We start from the raw sequence: 13,604 nt of genomic DNA, 5'->3' as shown, positions 1-13,604 counted from the left end.
TCCGATCAGCGTCCGACGACGCCCGTGCGGTTGATCAGGACGTCGAGGGCCTCGTCCACGGCGGTGAGCACGCGGGCGGCCGCCTGATACGCGGTCTGGTAGGTGAGGAGGCTGATCGTCTCCTCGTCGCCGTCGACGGCCGCGACGGACTGCTGGGCGCCGATGGCCCCCGCCGCCGCCGACTCCGACACCTTCGCGCGCTGCACGTCGGCCGCGGTCGAGACGCCGAAGCGGGTGACCTGGTCGGTCCACAGCGCATCGGGCGAGGTGGCGCGCCGTCCGATCTGCGAGATGAGATCGGCGTTGCTCGCATCCTTCGCCCCCGCGCCCGGAGCCGCCAGGGCCAGCTGGTCGGCGCTCGTCACGGCCACGCGCAGCCCGAGGGCCGCGGAACCCGTTGCCGGGAGGGTGAAGAAGTCGCCGCCCGGCTGACCGGAGGCCGTGACACCGGCCCGATGCTGCGCGTTGAGCGACTCGGCCAGCGCGGTCGCCACACGGTCGTAGGTCGAGGCGAGCTGCGCGAGCATGCCCCCGTCGGCGGCCGGCGCCAGCACCGACAGCGTGCCGCCCAGCTCGCCGCCGTCGACCGAGACCGGAAGGTCGGGTGCCGACTCCCAGATCACTCCGACGCGCTGCCCCGCCTCGATCGCGGTCGGCCCGGTGAGGGCGAGACGCCGGGCGTCGCCGCCGGAGACCAGGGCGTTGCCGCCGAGGCGCAGCGTGAGCGTGCCGTCGCTCTCCAGGGTCCCGGTGCCGCCCGTGAGGCGGGCGACATCCTCCGCGAGCACGGTCCGGCGATCCATCAGCTCGTTCGCCGAACGCCCGGCGGCGAGCGCGTCGCGGATCTCGGTGTTGAGCACGGCGATCTGCTCGGCGGCCGCATTCACCTGATCGACCGCGCGACCCGCCGACTCGCGTGCGGCCGTCCACTGCGCTGCCACCGTGCGGTAGCCGCCGGCCACGTGCGCGGCGAGCTCCTTCGCGGACTCCAGGACGCTCGCCGCGGCGGCGCCGGAGTCGGGCGTGTTCGCGAGCTCCTGCCACCCCGCCCAGAAGGAGGTGAGGCGGTTGGCGAGGCCCTTGTCGGTCGGCTCGCCCAGAGCAGCCTCGGCCGTGGTCGCGGCGAGGGCGCGCGCCGACCAGTAGCCCGAGGTGCCGAGGGTGTCGCGCACCCGCGCGTCGAGCAGGGCGTCACCGAGCCGGGCGACGCCGTCGATCGACACGCCGTGGCCGGGGAGCGCCCCCATGCTGAAGCGGCCCGTCTGGGCGACGGCGGCGATCGACGAGGTCTCGACCCGCTGCCGCGTGTACCCCTCGGTCTTCTGGTTGGCGATGTTCTGTCCGACGACGTCCATGCCGCGGCGTGCCGCGGCGAGTCCGCTCGCGGCGGTGTTCAGTCCACTGAAGGTCGACATGGTCCCCTCTCGGTCACATCTCTGTGTCGATGATGCGGGCGGAGTCCTCGCGGGCGCGGTCTCCACGGGTGGTGTACTCGCCGCTCTCGACGCCGAGCGCGGCGATGGTCTCCTGTGTCGCGCGGAGCACGCCGCTGAGCTGCTCGGCGGTGGAGTCGCGCATCTGCTCGACCTCCGCCGTCAGCCGCACGAGCGCGCGCAGGTGGTCGGTGAGCACGTCGGCCCACGCCCCCTCCGGCGCGTGCTCGATGAGCTCCGTGATGGTCGCCTCGTCCGAGGCACCCCACTCCTGCGCGACTCCGGCGACCTCGACGGCCCTGGCCAGTCCTGCGCTGCGCAGACGATCGAGTACCTGATCGATCTCGCGTGCCGCAAACTGTATCCAGTGCGATCGGCCGGCCGCGAGCAGCAGTTGCTGCTCGTCGAGCTTGAAAAGCAGCATCTCGAGCAGCTCGCGCTCGCGCCAGAGCTGCATCGATAGTTCGTTGGCTCCCATGATCCCCTTGTTCCCCAGCGATCCCCCGCCCCAACGCCGGTGCGATCGACCCGCCTGTTAACGGTTCATTAATCCCTATCGGCCGCCGCGCCCATAAGGTTACTATGTGGAACGGCGGTGGTTAGTTCTCCCCATGTACATATCGCGAATTATGTGATATGCGCATCTACCCCTCGCCATGGAGCTTCCGGAGTGCATCCAGAGAGGTGGATCATCCCCCATGTCGTCGCGCGCTGAGCGCAACCGCCTCGTCGAGGCCAACCTTCCCCTGGTCGGCTATCTCGCTGCGGACACCCATGCTCGGGCAACCCACATCCCCCGCGAAGAGCTCGCCGCCGTCGGCGCGCTCGCCCTCGTGACCGCCGCCGACGCCTACGACCCCGCGCTCGGCGTCCCCTTCGGCGCCTACGCCCGGCGCCGCATCCTCGGTGCGTTCGCCGACGAGATGCGCTCCATGGACTGGGCGTCCCGCGGCATCCGCAAGCGCATCAAGGAGACCGTCGCCGTGCGCGACACCCTCACTGCCGCCCTCGGCCGCACGGCCACCGTGACCGAGGTCGCGACGGCCATGGGCTCGCCCAGGGAGGCCGTGTCGGAAGCACTCGCCGACGCCGCGCGCACCGTCTCCACCATCGACGACCCGGCCGCCCGCGACCTCGTCGCCGACGTGCCCCTGCCGGAGGAGTCCGCCCTGGTCGGGGAGCGCCGCGAGGTGCTGGAGCACGCGATCGCCGCCCTTCCCGAGCGCATGCGCCGCATCGTGCTGGCCGTGTACATCGAGGAACGGCCCGTGAAGGAGATCGCCGAAGAGCTGGGGGTGACCCACTCCGCCGTCTCGCAGCAGCGATCGGAGGCCGTGCGGCTGCTGCGCGACGCGCTCGACCGCTACTTCGCCGAGGGCACGGTGGAACCCGTCGCCTCCACCCGCATCTCCCCCGCCGCCCGCGACGCCTACTTCGGCCGGATCGCCGAGGCCGCCGGCGCCCGCATCGGCGATGTGTTCCGCACCGCGGCCCCCGCCTGACCACGCCGCATCCCTAACGCGCGCGCCTCCTCCGCCGATAGGTGTGAGCGGGAGACCACGGACGGTCCCCCGTACAACACATCACGGAGGAAACCCTCATGGGTATGCAGATCAACACCAACGTGTCGGCGCTCAACGCCTACCGCAACCTGTCCAACACGCAGAACGACGTGTCGAAGTCGCTCGAGAAGCTCTCGAGCGGTTTCCGCATCAACCGCGCAGCGGACGACGCCGCCGGCCTCGCGATCTCCGAGGGCCTGCGCTCGCAGGTCAACGGCCTGAACGTCGCGGCCCGCAACGCCCAGGACGGCATCTCGGTCATCCAGACCGCAGAAGGCGCCCTGACCGAAGTGCACTCCATCCTGCAGCGCGTTCGCGACCTGACCAACCAGGGCGCGAACGACTCGAACAACGCGAAGTCGCGCAACGCCATCCAGACCGAGATCTCCGCCCTGGGCGACGAGCTCACCCGGATCGCGGCGAGCACCAACTTCAACGGCATCAAGCTGCTCTCGGGCGGCACGACGCTGACGTTCCAGGTGGGCGCGGGAGCGGTCGCCGCCGAGGACCAGATCTCGGTGAACCTGACCAACTTCGCCACGCTCGGTGCCGACATCAAGACGCTCGCGACGGGCATGACGGACGCGGCATCGTACGGCGCTGCTCTGGCGGGCATCGACACGCAGATCCAGGCGGTCTCGACCGCACGTGCCGGCTACGGTGCGCTGCAGAACCGCTTCGAGTCGACCATCAACAGCCTCAACGTGTCGGCCGAGAACCTCGCCGCCGCCGAGAGCCGCATCCGCGACACCGACATGGCGTCCGAGATGGTCAAGTTCACGTCGGCGAACATCCTGTCGCAGGCGGGAACGGCGATGCTCGCGCAGGCCAACCAGGCCAACCAGGGCGTGCTCCAGCTGCTGCGCTGATCCGCACCGCAGCACTGAATCGCACCGGGGGTCCGGGTGACGGCGCCGTCCGTCACCCGGACCCTCCCCCACACGGAAGGGATCGCGCATGTCGCTCTCGCTCGACGGCCTCGTGTCCGGCCTGAAGACCACCGACATCATCAAGGCGCTGATGGACGTGCACGCGATCCCGCGCACGCTGCTCAAGGCGAAGATCGACGACAAGAACGCCGTCATGACGCAGCTGCGCACCCTCAACACCGCCGTGCAGAACCTCGCGACCGCCGCCGAGAAGGCCGCAGCCCCCGGTGGTCTCGACCGCTTCACCGGCACGTCGTCGTCCGACACCGTGAAGGTCGCGCTGCGGGCCGGAGCCGTCCCGCTCACCACCGACATCGTCGTCGACCGCGTCGCCCAGACCCACACCGTCGTCACCGCCGCCTCGCGCGGCTGGCCCGTCGACCCGCCCGTGCTCACCCTGGAGAACGCCGCGGGCGAGCGCGTGCAGGTGCAGGCCGACTCCGCGTCGATCCAGGACATCGCGCAGGCGATCAACGACGCCGACACGGGGATCGTGGCCACCGCCGTGCCCGCCGGGCGCGACGCCGACGGCAACCCGCTGCACCGCCTGCAGCTGCGCGCCGAGGACTCCGGTGAGGCCGGGCGCTTCCGCGTGTACCGCGGCGATATCGCCGCCGTGCAGAACGGAACCGCGACCGACGTCGCCACCGAGACCGGCGCGGCCGTGATCGCCACCGGCACCGACGCGCAGGTGCGCCTGTGGGCAGGAACCGGCGCCGAGCAGGTGCTCACCTCGACCAGCAACACCTTCACCGACCTGTTCGAGGGCGTCGACGTCACCGTCTCCACCCCCTCCACCACCCCGGTCACCGTGACCGTCGCCGTCGACACGGCCGCCCGCACCAAGGCCTCCGGCGAGTTCATCGCCCTCGTGACCGACATCTTCACCCGTATCGACAACGGCTCGAAGGCGACCGTCCCCACCGGTCAGGGCGGCAAGACGACCCTCGGCGTGTTCACCGGCGACAGCACCATCCGCGGCATGCGCACCGCGCTCGCCGACGCCGTGCAGCACCCGGTCGACGGCGTCTCGCCCTCCACCATCGGCATCTCGACCGACATGTACGGCAAGCTCACGTTCGACGAGGACAAGTTCGCCGAGGAGCTCGCGAAGGACCCGGATGCGGTCGGCGCGCTCTTCTCCGCGGTCGCCGCGCGCATCGAGGAGACCGCGACGTCGTTCTCCGACAAGTACGACGGACTGCTCACCACCCGCATCACCGGGCAGGAGAGCGAGGTCAAGAGCCTCGGCGAGCAGATGGAGCGCTGGGACGTGCGCCTCGCGCAGCGCAAGGCCACCCTCGAGCGCACCTACGCCCGGCTCGAGGTGATGCTGTCGCAGATGCAGTCGCAATCGTCGTACCTGGCGTCGCAGATCAACTCGCTGCCGAGCAGCCGCTCCGGATCGGACTCGTGAGCATGAACGCCGCCCTGCGCGCCCAGCAGCGCTACCGCGAGGACGCCATCCTCTCCGCGCCGCCGGAGCGACTGGTCACCATGCTCTACGACCGCCTGCTGCTCGACATCGAACGCGGCGAGACCGCCCAGCGCGCGGGCGACTGGGCCGAGGCGAACGCGCAGCTGCAGCACGCGCAGGCCATCGTCGCCGAACTGTCGTCGTCGCTCACCGACGAGTGGAACGGCAGCGCCGGCCTCCGCTCGCTCTACGTCTTCCTCAGTCAGACGCTCATCGGCGCGAACATCGGCCGCGACCCCGAACGCACCAGGGCCTGCCACGGCATCGTCGCCCCGCTGCGCGACGCCTGGCACGAGGCGTCCCGGTCGCTCGCGGAGAGCCGCGCGTGAGCGCCGACGCCTGGGAGGAGCTGCTGGACCGGCTGGAGCAGGAGGCCGAGCGCATCCTCGCCGCACCCGACGGAGCCGTCGAGACGCACGAGCTGCCGCCCTGGACGCCGCCGCCCGCGCCGCTGCCCGCGCACCTCGCCGACCGCGCCCGCCGCGTGATCGACCGCCAGCGCGCGGCCATGGACCGCGTACGCCACGAGATCGACGGCGTCCGCCAGCACCTCGGCGCCGTGGGGCGCGTACCGGCACCGCGCGAACCCGACGCACCGGCCTACCTCGACGTGGACGGCTGACGGCCGCCTAACGCACCCGGCCTGCCTGCCGACAGTGCACCGTGAGCACGGATGGCTCGCAAGACTCGGCCAGGGATCGGCCATTTCCACCACACACGGGGAGCCGGTTCGTGTTCGACTCTGTCACCATCACCGCACTCACGAGTGCGCTCGATGGGCTCTCGCTGCGCCAGCGGGCCATCGCCGACAACATCGCCAACATCAACACCCCCGACTACCACGCCAAGCGCGTGCGGTTCGAGGAGGCCCTCGCGGACTCGATCGCCCGCGGCGACGGACGCGTGTCGGCGACGGTCGGCACCTCGCTGGAGCCGACCAGGCTCAACGGGAACAACGTCAACCTCGACACCGAGACCCTCTCCAGCATCGACACCATGCTGCGCTACCAGTTCGCGACGCAGGCCGTGAACGGCTCGTTCTCCTCCATGCGCACCGCGATGAGGACCTCATGACCTTCGACGCGATCGGCATCGCCGGCACCGGGCTGACCGTGCACCGCAAGTGGCTCGACGCCATCAGCGACAACATCTCCAACATCAACACGGTGCGCTCGACCGACGGCGCCGCGTTCCGTGCGCGCTACGTGCTCGCGCAGACCAGCGCCCAGTCGCCGGGCGTCTACGTCGCCGGCACCGTGCAGGGCAGCGCCGAGGGCCGCCTCGTGCACCAGCCCGACCACCCCCTCGCCGACGCGAACGGCTACGTGCGCTACCCCGACATCGACCTCGGCGACCAGATGAGCCAGCTCATCCTCGCGCAGCGCGGCTACCAGGCCAGCGCGGCGATCGTCGACCGAGCCCGCACGACCTACGAGTCGGCCCTGCAGATCGGACGCAACGCATGAGCGCGGTCTCCGGAATCGAGGCCGTCGCCTCGTCCCTCGGTCTCACCACCTCCCCCGTCACCGGGGCGAAGACGACCGACGGCTCCGCCTTCGCGAACAGCGTCACGGGCGCGATCGACGAGCTGCGCTCGCTGCAGTCCGACTCCGACGCGCTCAAGGTCACCGCGGTCACGGGCGACCTCGACGACATCCACGCGGCCATGATCGCGTCGTCGCGCGCGGCCGTGACGCTCGAGCTCGTCGCCGCCGTGCGCAACAAGGGCGTCGACGCGTTCAACGAGATCATGCGGATGCAGGCCTGATGCCCCCGGCCGTCGCCGGTGCGTTCCAGCGCATCCGCCGTGTCATCGCGGGGTTCTCGCTCGCCCAGCGCACCATCGCCATCATCGGTGTCGCCGTGCTCGCCCTCGGCATCATCGCCCTGTCGAGCTGGCTCACCCGCCCCACCTACACCCCGCTGTTCTCCGGGCTGAGCGCGACCGACGCCAACGCCGTGGTCGAGCAGCTCCGCTCCGCGTCGGTGCCGTACGAGCTCGCCGACGGCGGCGCCACCGTCCTCGTGCCGGAGAAGGACGTGTACGACCAGCGCCTCGCCGCCGCATCCGCCGGACTGCCCAGCGCCAACAGCGCCGGCTACTCACTGCTCGACGACATGGGCGTCACCACCTCCGAGTTCCAGCAGTCGGTGACGTACAAGCGCGCCATCGAGGGCGAGCTCGCCGCCACGATCTCCGCGATCGACGGGGTCTCCGCCGCCTCCGTGCAGCTCGCGATCCCCGAGGAGAGCGTGTTCGTGTCGGAGACCGTCGACGCGACCGCCTCCGTGTTCGTGGAGACCGCGGGCAACAGCACCCTCGACCAGAAGCAGGTCGAGGCGATCGTGCACCTCACCTCCGCGGCGGTCAGCGGCATGAAGCCGGAGAACGTCGCCGTGGTCGACCAGACCGGGCGCACGCTGTCGGCCGTCGGCGTCGGCTCGACGGGCGGCCTCGACCAGCAGGCGGGCGACTACGAGGCACGCGTCACGGCGAGCGTGCAGCAGATGCTCGACACGGTGGTCGGCCCCGGCAACGCGACCGTCACGGTGGTCGCCGAGATCGACCGGTCGGTGAACGAGCGCATCGAGGAGACCTACACCCCGGCCGAGGGCGCCCCGCCGCTGACCGAGGAGACCCGCAGCCAGACGCAGAACGGCGCGAGCTCGGAGGCCGGCGTGCTCGGCCCCGACAACATCGCCGTGCCCAGCGAGAACGGCGGCACGTCGTCGGCGACCGAGCAGAGCCGCACCAACGCGGTCAACAAGGCCACCGAGAGCACCTCGACCCCGGCCGGCACGCTGCTGCGGCAGTCGGTGTCGGTCGCCGTCGACGCCGGGGCGGGCGGCGACCTCAGCTCCGCACAGCTCAGCGACCTGGTGTCCACGGCCGCCGGCATCGACCGCGCCCGCGGTGACGACCTCACCGTCGAGCTGGTCGCGTTCAGCAAGACCGACGCCGAGTCCGCGCAGGCGGCGCTGCAGGCCGCGAAGGACGCCGAGAATGCGGAACGACAGGCCGCCCTGCTCAACACCGTCATCATCGCCGCGGCCATCGCGATCCCCCTGATCGCCGCGATCGCCGCGTTCATCATCCGCGCCCGCCGTCGGGCCGGGCGCGTGGAGGAGTTCGACCAGCTGTTCGGCGACCGGCCGCCCGCCCTGTCGGCGCTGTCCGCCGACGCGCCCACCGCCGTGCTGGAGGCCCCCACCACCCCGCTGGCGTTCCTGGAGCCGGCGCCCGACCTCGACCCGGAGCCCGAGCCCGACCCGGAGCCCGCCCAGGTCAGCCTCGAGCGCCGCCGCGCCGAGATCGGCGCCCTCACCCGGCAGGACCCGCAGCGCACGGCCGAGCTGCTGCGCACCCTCATCGACGATCGGTCGCACGCGTGACCGGGCTGACCGACCGGCAGACCGCCGCGGTCGTGCTCATGAACCTCGACCGCGCCCAGGCGGTGGAGGTGATGAAGCACCTGTCCGAGGCCGAGGCGGAGGCGGTGGCCGCGGAGATCATCGGGCTGCAGGACCTCGACGCCGCCACGACGGCGCAGGCACTCGGACAGTTCCACCGCATCGCCGCCGGGCACCTGCCGCCCGCACGCGGCGGACGCGACATCGCGGCCGGACTGCTGGAGGCGTCGTTCGGCGCCGAACGGGCGGCGGCCGTGCTGGGCCGCGTCGGCTCGACCTCGATGAGCGCCTCGTTCGAGTTCCTCGCCTCGGCCGACCCCGCGCAACTGGCCACCCTGCTGGACGGCGAGCTGCCGCAGACCGTCGCGCTCGTGCTCGCCCACCTCTCCGCGGATCAGGCCGCCGCGGTGCTCGCCGCGTTCCCCGACCCCGCCCGCACCGACGTCGCCCAGGCCATCGCGACCATGGGTACCGCGTCGCAGGAGGCCATCGCGATCGTCGCCGACGCCCTCAAGTCGCGCACCGGCAGCTTCGCGTCGCGCGACGCCCCGGAGGTGCTGGGCGGTGTCGAGCCGCTCGTGGAGATCATCGGCCGCTCCGGGGCGACGATCGAGAAGGCGCTGCTGGCGAGCATCGAAGACCGCGACAGCGCCCTCGCGGAGGACATCCGCTCGCGCATGTTCACGTTCGTCGACATCGTCAAGCTCGACGACCGGGACACGCAGCGCGTGCTGCGCGGCATGGACATCCGCTCGCTCGCGCTGGCCCTCAAGGGAGCCCCGCAGCCCATCGTCGACCTCATCCGCCGCAACGTCTCCGAGCGCAACAGGGAGAACCTCGACGAGGAGGCCCGCACGCTCGGGCCCGTCCGCATGTCGCAGGTCGAGGAGGCACGCGCCGAGATCGTCCGCACGATCCGAGCCCTGGAGGCGGCGGGCGACATCACGGTGCAGCGCGCCGACGAGGACGAATATGTCTACTGACGCCTTCGCCCCCGCGGCCTTCCCGCGGCTCGGCGGCCCCGACCACCGCGCCGAGCAGGAGCGTGCACGCCGTCGCGGCTACGCGGAGGGCCACGCCGAGGGGTACCGCGCGGGTGCCGCCCAGGCGGAGACCGAGGCCAGGGCGGCCGAGGAGCAGCGGGCGCAGCGTGAGGCCGCCAGGGCGCACGAGACCGCCGCCGCGGTCGCCGCCCTCCACGCGGCCACCGCATCGATCGCAGCGCGCGAGCAGGAGCTCGCCGCGGTCGCGCACGAGCAGGTGCTGCGTCATGCGATCGAGCTGGCCGAGCTGATCCTCGCCGCCGAGCTGAGCGAACCGGGGGCCTCCGCCGCCGCCGCACTGCGCCGCGTGCTCGCCGCCCCGGAGGCCGCAGCCGCCCGCACCGTCCGGGTGCACCCCGACGACCTGCGCGTGCTGGAGCGCGACCCCGACGCGTCCGGCCACGGCTTCACCCTCGTGGCCGACGCCACGCTCGACCGCGGAGACGCCGTCGCGGTGCCGGAGCACGGGGTGGTCGACGCCCGGGTCTCCGCCGCGCTCGACCGTGCCCGCCGCGCGCTCGACGGGAGCGCGACATGACGGCCTGGGGCGCGGTGCGCGACGCCGTACGACCCGAGCGCATCGGCGAGGTCACCCGAGTGCGCGGGCTCAGCGTGCACGTGCGCGGACTCGACGGCGCGGTGGGTGACGTCGTGACGCTCGACGGCATCGACGCCGAGGTCGTGGCCACGGGTGAGGACGGGCTGCGGTGCATGCCGCTCGCCCCGGTCGCCGGGCTCACCGTCGGCGCGCCCGTCCGCGGCAGCGGCGGTCCGGTGCGGGTGCCCACCGGACGAGCGCTCCTCGGGCGGATCCTCGACGGGCTCGGCCGCCCGATCGACGGCAAGGGCCCGCTCGGCGCCCCCACCGTGAGCCTCGACCACGCCATGCCCTCCCTCCTGGAGCGCGACCGCATCACCGCCCCGCTCCCCCTGGGCGTGCGCGCCCTTGACACGCTCGTGAGCGTCGGCCGCGGTCAACGCGTCGGCCTGTTCGCGGGCTCCGGGGTGGGCAAGTCGTCGCTGCTGTCGATGATCGCGCGCGGCACGGAGGCCGAGGTCACCGTGATCGCGCTGGTCGGCGAACGCGGACGCGAGGTGCGCGAGTTCATCGAGGACGACCTCGGACCAGCCGGCCTCGCCCGCTCGGTCGTGGTGGTGTCGACCTCGGACCAGCCGGCCATGGCCCGCATCCGCGCGGCGTTCACGGCCACGCGCATCGCCGAGGCCTTCCGGGACGACGGCGCCCACGCGATCCTCATGATGGACTCGCTCACGCGCGTGGCGATGGCCCAGCGCGAGATCGGGCTGTCGGCGGGCGAGCCCCCGGCCACGCGCGGCTACCCGCCGTCGACGTTCTCGATCCTCGCCGGGCTGCTGGAGCGCGCCGGCACCGACCGCACCGGGTCGATCACCGGCATCTACACCGTGCTCGTCGACGGCGACGACCACAACGAGCCGATCGCCGATGCCGTGCGCTCGATCCTCGACGGCCACGTGGTGCTCGACCGTGCCCTGGCGCTGTCCGGCCACCACCCCGCGATCGACGTGCTCGGCTCGGTGTCGCGCGTCGCGGGCAAGATCACCGGGGCCGAGCGCCGGGCGCACGCCGCGACACTGCGGGCCGTGCTCGCCGCGCGCCGTCGCGCCACCGACCTGATCGACATCGGCGCGTATCACGCGGGAGCGGATCCGCGGATCGACGCCGCCATCGCGCACGAGCGGGAGATCTCCGCCTTCCTCACGCAGTCGCTCGACGAGACCTGCGACATCGAGGAGTCGTGGCGCCGGCTGGACGCCCTGGTCGGCGCCTTCGAGGGGGTCGCATGAGTCGTTCGTTCTCGCTGGCCGGTCTCCTGCGCGTGCGGGAGATCCAGGAGCGTGCCGCGGCGCAGCGGCTGTCGCGGGCCGTGATCGACGCGCAGCACACCGAGGCGCGCGACCGGGCCCTGCGCGCGCACCTGTCCGGCGCCGACACCGAGGCCGTCGACGTGCGCTCGCTCGCCGCGCTCGCCGCCGCCCGGGTGGCCGGCCGCGCGCTGCTCGCCGACCTGCGCACGCTGTCGGAACTGCAGCACGAGACCGTCGCCGAGGCGCGCGCGGAGCACGCGGACGCCCGCCGCACGCTGCGCGGCCTGGAGCGCCTGGCCGACGCCCACGCGGCCGAGCTCCGTGCCACCGACCTGCACGCAGAGCAGGCGGAGCTCGACGAGATCGGCACGCGCACGCGGACGGAGGACCCCCGGTGACCCCGATCGACCTCCTCGGCGCGCTCGGCGTGCGCGCACCCCGCCCCTCCGGCGGCCCGGCGGCCGCGCCGTCGGCGGGGGCCGCGGCGTTCGCCGACGCGGTGCGCGATGCCGAGCGCTCGGCCCAGCGCCGCAACGCCGCCGAGGATCGCGGTCGCAGCGCGACGGCATCCGCGGATGCCGCCGAGACCCCGGTTCCGTCCGCGGAGTCCGCCCCCGGGACGGCCGCCCCGACCGAGCCGCGCCCCGCGCCGGCCGACCCCACCGACGCCGGCGCCGGAGACCTCGACCCCGCCCCCACCACGGCGCCGCTCGCACCCCCCGCTGCGGCGACCCCCGCTGCCCCGGCCGACGGCACGCTCGCGGGTGGCACCGGGCCCGCGGCACCCGGCGTGCCCGAGGTCGCGACGCCCGCGGGTGACGCCGTCTCCGGTGGCATGGCCCCGGGCGGCGACACGCCACGCGCACTCCGTGCCGACGCCGACGCCCTCCCCGTCCGCGCGGCGCCCGCACCCTCCGCGACCGCGGCGGCAGCCCTCGCTCCGGCGACTGCTCCCGCGCCGCTCCCGGGTGCCGTCGGTTCCGCGCTCGGGGCAACCGCGGCGGACGGGGCGGACTCCCCGGCGGGGGCCACGACCGCCTCCCCCGCAGCCGCTTCCCCCGCAGCTGCCTCCCCCGCGCACGCGCCCGCCGCCGCGCCCTCCCCCGCGGCCGCAGCAGCCGCCCCCGCGCCCGCCGCAGCTGCGACTCCCGTGCCCTCCACCACGTCGTCCGCCCCCGCGCCCGTCGCCGCGGCGACCGACACCGCACCGCCCCTGCGCCTCGTGCCGGGCGACACCGGCTCCGCCCCCGACGCCGCCACCGACGCCGCGACGACCCCCGCATCCGCACCCGCCACCGCCGCGACCGCGAGCCCCGCCGCCGGTCCGTCCCCCGTGTCGGAGGGCGCAGCCCCCGTGGCCGCGGTCGCCCCGAGCAGCCCGGCCTCCGCCGCCGCTCCACCCGCCGCCGCGCCCGCCGCCGCGGCACGGACCCCGCTCCTGCCGCAGCTGTCGGCGCCCGTGGTCTCGCTCGCCCGCGCGTCCGACGGCGACCACCGGATCACGCTCACGGTGTCGCCCGAGAACCTGGGACCGGTGACCGTGCGCGCCCACATCTCCGGCGCCGCGATCCGCATCGAGCTGCAGGCGCCCGGTGAGCTCGGCCGCGAGGCGCTGCGGGCGATCCTCGCCGACCTCCGCCGCGACCTCGCCGTCGCCGCGCCCCAGGCCACCCTGAGTCTCGCCTCGTCGTCGGACGGCCCCGGCTCGTCCACCCCGCAGGGCCCCTCCGCCGGAGGCCAGGGCACCACCGGAGGCCAGGGCGCCGCCGGGGGCCAGGGCACCGACCGGCAGCCCGCGGCCGCGCGGCCCCTGCCGTCGACCTCGCCCGCACCACCGCCGCCCGTCCCGACCGCCCCGCCGCACGGCGGCATCGACGTCTACGCCTGATCAGAGAGGACCC

The 13,604-nt window shown here is 73.6% G+C and carries 16 protein-coding genes; 14 read left to right on the top strand and 2 right to left on the bottom strand.

Features of this window, described 5'->3' with window-relative positions; genetic code table 11:
• Positions 1-5: 5 nt before the first annotated feature.
• Both flgK and flgN read right to left on the bottom strand, forming a co-directional pair.
• Positions 6-1,415 carry a flagellar hook-associated protein FlgK gene (gene flgK / locus KZC56_RS09600; protein WP_247638450.1) on the bottom strand — a complete coding sequence of 470 codons (1,410 nt, stop codon included), beginning with the start codon at positions 1,413-1,415 and terminating at the stop codon, positions 6-8.
• Between the two features lie 13 nt (positions 1,416-1,428).
• Positions 1,429-1,911: a flagellar export chaperone FlgN gene (gene flgN, locus KZC56_RS09595; protein ID WP_247638449.1), complete on the bottom strand. Its 483-nt coding sequence runs from the start codon at positions 1,909-1,911 to the stop codon at positions 1,429-1,431.
• Positions 1,912-2,131: 220 nt separating this feature from the next.
• Between flgN and KZC56_RS09590 the strand changes: the two genes are divergently transcribed.
• The 14 genes from KZC56_RS09590 (at position 2,132) to KZC56_RS17690 (ending at position 13,591) form a co-directional block, all read left to right on the top strand.
• On the top strand, positions 2,132-2,935 hold the full coding sequence (locus tag KZC56_RS09590) for a sigma-70 family RNA polymerase sigma factor (protein ID WP_247638448.1): 804 nt from the start codon (positions 2,132-2,134) through the stop codon (positions 2,933-2,935).
• A gap of 98 nt (positions 2,936-3,033) precedes the next feature.
• Positions 3,034-3,864, top strand: coding sequence for a flagellin N-terminal helical domain-containing protein (locus KZC56_RS09585; RefSeq protein WP_136031054.1), 831 nt, complete (start codon positions 3,034-3,036; stop codon positions 3,862-3,864).
• A gap of 88 nt (positions 3,865-3,952) precedes the next feature.
• Positions 3,953-5,341, top strand: a complete 1,389-nt coding sequence (fliD, locus tag KZC56_RS09580; RefSeq protein ID WP_136031057.1) for a flagellar filament capping protein FliD — start codon at positions 3,953-3,955, stop codon at positions 5,339-5,341.
• 2 nt (positions 5,342-5,343) lie between these two features.
• Positions 5,344-5,730 (top strand): flagellar export chaperone FliS, encoded by a 387-nt coding sequence (fliS, locus tag KZC56_RS09575; RefSeq protein WP_136031073.1) that lies wholly within the window; start codon positions 5,344-5,346, stop codon positions 5,728-5,730.
• A complete protein-coding gene (locus KZC56_RS09570) occupies positions 5,727-6,023 on the top strand; it encodes a hypothetical protein (protein WP_136031059.1) in 297 nt (98 codons plus the stop codon). Before fliS ends, KZC56_RS09570 begins: the two co-directional genes overlap by 4 nt.
• A 110-nt stretch (positions 6,024-6,133) precedes the next feature.
• On the top strand, positions 6,134-6,475 hold the full coding sequence (locus KZC56_RS09565) for a flagellar basal body rod protein FlgB (RefSeq protein WP_136031061.1): 342 nt from the start codon (positions 6,134-6,136) through the stop codon (positions 6,473-6,475).
• Positions 6,472-6,867 (top strand): flagellar basal body rod protein FlgC, encoded by a 396-nt coding sequence (locus KZC56_RS09560; protein ID WP_136031062.1) that lies wholly within the window; start codon positions 6,472-6,474, stop codon positions 6,865-6,867. Before KZC56_RS09565 ends, KZC56_RS09560 begins: the two co-directional genes overlap by 4 nt.
• On the top strand, positions 6,864-7,169 hold the full coding sequence (gene fliE / locus KZC56_RS09555) for a flagellar hook-basal body complex protein FliE (RefSeq protein WP_247638447.1): 306 nt from the start codon (positions 6,864-6,866) through the stop codon (positions 7,167-7,169). The genes KZC56_RS09560 and fliE overlap by 4 nt, the downstream gene beginning before the upstream one ends.
• Complete coding sequence (fliF, locus tag KZC56_RS09550) at positions 7,169-8,794, top strand: flagellar basal-body MS-ring/collar protein FliF (RefSeq protein ID WP_206251669.1); 1,626 nt, start codon at positions 7,169-7,171, stop codon at positions 8,792-8,794. The genes fliE and fliF overlap by 1 nt, the downstream gene beginning before the upstream one ends.
• Positions 8,791-9,795: a flagellar motor switch protein FliG gene (gene fliG / locus KZC56_RS09545; protein ID WP_247638446.1), complete on the top strand. Its 1,005-nt coding sequence runs from the start codon at positions 8,791-8,793 to the stop codon at positions 9,793-9,795. Before fliF ends, fliG begins: the two co-directional genes overlap by 4 nt.
• Positions 9,785-10,393 carry a FliH/SctL family protein gene (locus tag KZC56_RS09540; RefSeq protein ID WP_247638445.1) on the top strand — a complete coding sequence of 203 codons (609 nt, stop codon included), beginning with the start codon at positions 9,785-9,787 and terminating at the stop codon, positions 10,391-10,393. Before fliG ends, KZC56_RS09540 begins: the two co-directional genes overlap by 11 nt.
• Positions 10,390-11,682: a FliI/YscN family ATPase gene (locus KZC56_RS09535; RefSeq protein ID WP_247638444.1), complete on the top strand. Its 1,293-nt coding sequence runs from the start codon at positions 10,390-10,392 to the stop codon at positions 11,680-11,682. The genes KZC56_RS09540 and KZC56_RS09535 overlap by 4 nt, the downstream gene beginning before the upstream one ends.
• Positions 11,679-12,101 carry a flagellar export protein FliJ gene (locus tag KZC56_RS09530; RefSeq protein WP_206251671.1) on the top strand — a complete coding sequence of 141 codons (423 nt, stop codon included), beginning with the start codon at positions 11,679-11,681 and terminating at the stop codon, positions 12,099-12,101. The genes KZC56_RS09535 and KZC56_RS09530 overlap by 4 nt, the downstream gene beginning before the upstream one ends.
• Entirely contained in the window at positions 12,098-13,591 is a 1,494-nt protein-coding gene (locus KZC56_RS17690) for a flagellar hook-length control protein FliK (RefSeq protein ID WP_308194347.1), read from the top strand. The genes KZC56_RS09530 and KZC56_RS17690 overlap by 4 nt, the downstream gene beginning before the upstream one ends.
• Positions 13,592-13,604: the final 13 nt, after the last annotated feature.

It is taken from the genome of Microbacterium sufflavum, from assembly GCF_023091155.1.
Taxonomy (GTDB): Bacteria; Actinomycetota; Actinomycetes; order Actinomycetales; family Microbacteriaceae; genus Microbacterium; species Microbacterium sufflavum.
This window is presented reverse-complemented; position numbering and strand designations above follow the sequence as displayed.

Excerpts from the sequence above, each read along its gene's own strand:
- flgK (WP_247638450.1), bottom strand. The coding sequence starts at position 1,415 with ATGTCGACCTTCAGTGGACTGAACACCGCCGCGAGCGGACTCGCCGCG.
- flgN (WP_247638449.1), bottom strand. The coding sequence starts at position 1,911 with ATGGGAGCCAACGAACTATCGATGCAGCTCTGGCGCGAGCGCGAGCTG.
- KZC56_RS09590 (WP_247638448.1), top strand. The coding sequence starts at position 2,132 with ATGTCGTCGCGCGCTGAGCGCAACCGCCTCGTCGAGGCCAACCTTCCC.
- KZC56_RS09585 (WP_136031054.1), top strand. The coding sequence starts at position 3,034 with ATGGGTATGCAGATCAACACCAACGTGTCGGCGCTCAACGCCTACCGC.
- fliD (WP_136031057.1), top strand. The coding sequence starts at position 3,953 with ATGTCGCTCTCGCTCGACGGCCTCGTGTCCGGCCTGAAGACCACCGAC.
- fliS (WP_136031073.1), top strand. The coding sequence starts at position 5,344 with ATGAACGCCGCCCTGCGCGCCCAGCAGCGCTACCGCGAGGACGCCATC.
- KZC56_RS09560 (WP_136031062.1), top strand. The coding sequence starts at position 6,472 with ATGACCTTCGACGCGATCGGCATCGCCGGCACCGGGCTGACCGTGCAC.
- fliE (WP_247638447.1), top strand. The coding sequence starts at position 6,864 with ATGAGCGCGGTCTCCGGAATCGAGGCCGTCGCCTCGTCCCTCGGTCTC.
- fliF (WP_206251669.1), top strand. The coding sequence starts at position 7,169 with ATGCCCCCGGCCGTCGCCGGTGCGTTCCAGCGCATCCGCCGTGTCATC.
- KZC56_RS09540 (WP_247638445.1), top strand. The coding sequence starts at position 9,785 with ATGTCTACTGACGCCTTCGCCCCCGCGGCCTTCCCGCGGCTCGGCGGC.
- KZC56_RS09535 (WP_247638444.1), top strand. The coding sequence starts at position 10,390 with ATGACGGCCTGGGGCGCGGTGCGCGACGCCGTACGACCCGAGCGCATC.
- KZC56_RS09530 (WP_206251671.1), top strand. The coding sequence starts at position 11,679 with ATGAGTCGTTCGTTCTCGCTGGCCGGTCTCCTGCGCGTGCGGGAGATC.